At 40.8% G+C, this 3,619-nt stretch carries 3 protein-coding genes; all 3 read left to right on the plus strand.

Annotated elements, in window-relative coordinates; genetic code table 11:
* Positions 1-1,445: pentapeptide repeat-containing protein (locus tag PN499_RS19275; RefSeq protein WP_272033719.1), on the plus strand; the 1,445-nt coding region annotated here is incomplete at its 5' end.
* A 109-nt stretch (positions 1,446-1,554) separates the two neighbouring features.
* Positions 1,555-2,568, plus strand: a complete 1,014-nt coding sequence (locus PN499_RS19280; RefSeq protein ID WP_272033720.1) for a S66 peptidase family protein — start codon at positions 1,555-1,557, stop codon at positions 2,566-2,568.
* A gap of 233 nt (positions 2,569-2,801) precedes the next feature.
* Positions 2,802-3,554: a class I SAM-dependent methyltransferase gene (locus PN499_RS19285; RefSeq protein WP_272033721.1), complete on the plus strand. Its 753-nt coding sequence runs from the start codon at positions 2,802-2,804 to the stop codon at positions 3,552-3,554.
* Positions 3,555-3,619: the final 65 nt, after the last annotated feature.

The raw sequence follows: 3,619 nt of genomic DNA on the forward strand, positions 1-3,619 counted from the left end.
CAGCGGCAGTGAAAACGGCAGTGGCAGCGGCACTGCTAGGTATTTACATTGCTTGGCGTGCCTTAGCCGGAGATGAAAAACACGCTTTCATTCGCACCATTGCAGTTGCCTTTGCTGCTACGGGTGGCACTAGCTTTCGTCAAGCTGATTTAACCAATGCCGATTTCACCCAAGCAACCCTCAAAAGTACCGATTTCCGAGGGGCTATTCTCACCCGCACTTGCTGGCATGAAGCCAAAAGACTCGATCGCGCTAGAGTGGGTAATTCTATACTGGCTAAAGCGGCTGTAAGAGATTTACTCATCACTGGCAATGGCTACAAAAAATCATATACTGGTGAAAATCTCCAAGGAGCTAACCTAACTGGAGCAAATCTCAACCAAGCTAATCTAAAGGAAGCTGATATTAGTCAAGCCAAGTTACAAGGAGCTAATTTAGAACGAGCAAATCTGACTAAAACTCAGGCAGTTGGTACTGATTTTACCAACGCTTACTTAACAGGGGCTTGTCTGGAAGCATGGAATATTGACAGTACCACTAAACTAGAACAAGTCGATTGTCAATACGTTTTTCTCCTAGAATATCCTGATGCTAAAGGCAGTCGAGAGCGTCATCCTCACTATCCTGATAAAGTATTTGAATCGGGTGATTTTGAAAAGCTGTATAAAAAGATTATGAATACCGTGCAGATACTCCTGCGAAACGGTCTTAATCGAGAAGCTTTTAACATTGCTTTCCAGAAATTAATGGAGGAAAACCCTGGAATCACCTGTGATTCACTTCAAGGAATTCAGAAAAAAGACAATGATGTCTTAGTCACGATCCAAGTCCCAGAAGGAACCGACAAAGGCAAAATCGAACGAGACTTGAGCGAACCTTACAAATTAGAAGCCCAAAAGCAAGCGGCTCTCCTAGAAGCAGAAATTCGTCACAATCAGGATCTGAAAAAAATTGCTATATTAGCTTTAACTAAAAATCCCGCATCTAATCCTATAATTAACCTTACAAACGATCTTAAATCGGAGATTAAAGCCATGACTGACAGCATCGATCAAAGTCGCAAAATTGAAAACAAAGATGGCCATGTCATCGGGATTTTAGGTGACATTGGCACAATTAGCGGCACTGTTGCCCACACTATCAACCAGTTACCCGATGAACCTACTAAATCTGAACAACCCGGAATCAAGGAGTTGTTAAGCCAATTGCACCAAGCGATTGAAGCCGATCCTGCATTAAAAGCAGAAGATAAAGCTGAAGCATTGGAACAATTGCAAACCTTAGCTGAAGCAGGGAAAAACCCCAAACAGGAAGCAACGCAAAAGACGGCAAAAAATGCTCTGACGATGTTGAAAGGAATTATTTTCGGGTTGCCTAGTGCTGTTGGTGTGGTGGAAGCGTGTAATAAATTGTTGCCTGCGATCGCCCAACTATTCGGTTTATAATAATTCCGAGAGCTACTTAAATGTAGGCTAAACATAGCCAGTCAAAACTCTCAAGCCCCACGATTGACGGCATCTGAGATTTTGCTAAATCTCCCAACGCTCTATAATTATGGCACTATCTCGCCGCCAATTAATCGCAAATTTTGGACTAGCTGCAATTGCTACCCAGTTACCATCGGCCGCCCAAACTAACCCCCATCTACAACCCATTATCAAACCACCTCGCCTCAAAATAAACGATACTGTAGGATTGATAAATCCAGCAGCTTTCAGTTACCCTCAAGAAATCGAACCTATTAAGCAAATTCTATCTCAACTAGGATTAAAAGTTAAATTAGGAACACATATTTTTGACCGTTACGGTTATTTAGGAGGAAAAGATCTCGATCGCGCCGCCGATGTCAATGCCATGTTTGCCGATTCATCAGTCCAGGCAATTCTCACAGTACAAGGCGGATGGGGCTGCAATCGCATTTTACCACTATTAGACTACCAATTAATCAGAAATCCTCCTAAAATTATCATGGGATTCAGCGATATTACTTCTTTGCTATTAGCTATTTATGCCAGAAGCGGGGTTGTTACTTTTCATGGCCCCGTAGGCATATCAACTTGGAGCAAATTTACAGTAGATTCCGTCAAGCAAGTTTTATTCAATCCCCAAACAATTACTTTACAAAACTCTAATCAAATTAGAGTACAAACTATCACTCCAGGTAAAAATCGAGGTAAATTAGTCGGCGGTAATTTATCAGTATTAGCTGCAATGGTAGGTTCCGATTACCTCCCAGATTGGAAAAATAGCATCTTATTTGTCGAGGAAGTTGGAGAAGAAGTTTATCGCATAGACCGGATGCTAACACAACTGAAATTAGCAGGAATTTTAGATAATATTTCTGGTTTTATTTTCGGTCAGTGTAACAAGTGCGAACCCGAACAACCCCAGGAATCCTTAACATTAGAACAAGTGTTATTTGAACACATTCGCCCCTTGAATATTCCCGCCTGGTATGGTTCAATGATTGGTCATATTCGCGATATATTTACTCTGCCCATCGGCGCAGAAGTTGAAATAGATGCCGTTGCTGGTACTATTAAATTGTTAGAACCTGCCGTAACTTAATAGCAAAGTATATTCACATAATCTCAAGTTGTAGGGTGGGCGCTCGCTGCCAAAATCTTGTCACGAGTAGCTATTATAGTTTCTGCGAGCGCCCACCTTACCTTTATTTATGTCCACCTACTTATATTCAAATAATCCCAATTTTGAAAACTCATGTAACAATAACAGTAGTAGCTTGATAAAGCGAAGTAAAACCCAGTATCAGGACTATCCTATTTAGGAATTCAATCACCATGAACACAAAAAAATATCAACAACTTGTTAAACCTTTACTAATAATTATCTTTGCAATTATCTGCTTGATTTTTCTCAATGCAGGCCAATTAATAGGCGAAAACACCACAACCATTTATCAATACCAAAAAATCCATAATCCTGACGGAATTGGCAAAGTTTATATGGGTCGAGAAATTGCCCAAGTCATGGGACATCAGGGAGCTAGCTGGTTGGAGCGTCCATCTCGTGGAATGGAAGAAAAGCCTGGTAGATTAGTCAAAGCTTTAGAGTTAAAGCCGACAGATATTATAGCGGATATTGGAGCTGGTACTGGTTATTTTAGCTTTCGTATGGCTTCCTTAGTTCCCGAAGGAAAAGTGCTGGCTACCGATATTCAACCAGAAATGATTGATATTATCGAAGATTTAAAAAAAGAGCGAAATATTACCAACATTGAGACGATTTTAACTACCGTAGCTGACCCTAAGTTACCGGAAGAAAGTGTAGACTTAGCGCTGATGGTCGATGCTTATCACGAATTTGAATATCCTAGAGAAATGATGTTAGGAATTGTCAAAGGTCTTAAACTAGGAGGTCGTGCGGTTTTAGTTGAATACCGGGGTGAAAATCCGCTCGTTATGATTAAAGGATTGCACAAAATGACTCAAAGGCAAGTTGAAAAAGAAATGGCGGCGGTGGGTTTAGTTTGGAAGGAAACAAAGGATTTATTGCCTCAGCAGCATTTGATGGTATTTGAGAAAGTAAAATAGAAATTATACCAAATCCGGGTTATATCATGTCCGGTTAAATACTGTCATTGCGAGCGAAGCGAAGC

This window comes from Kamptonema animale CS-326, from assembly GCF_028330895.1.
In the GTDB taxonomy this organism is placed as follows: domain Bacteria; phylum Cyanobacteriota; class Cyanobacteriia; order Cyanobacteriales; family Microcoleaceae; genus Kamptonema; species Kamptonema formosum.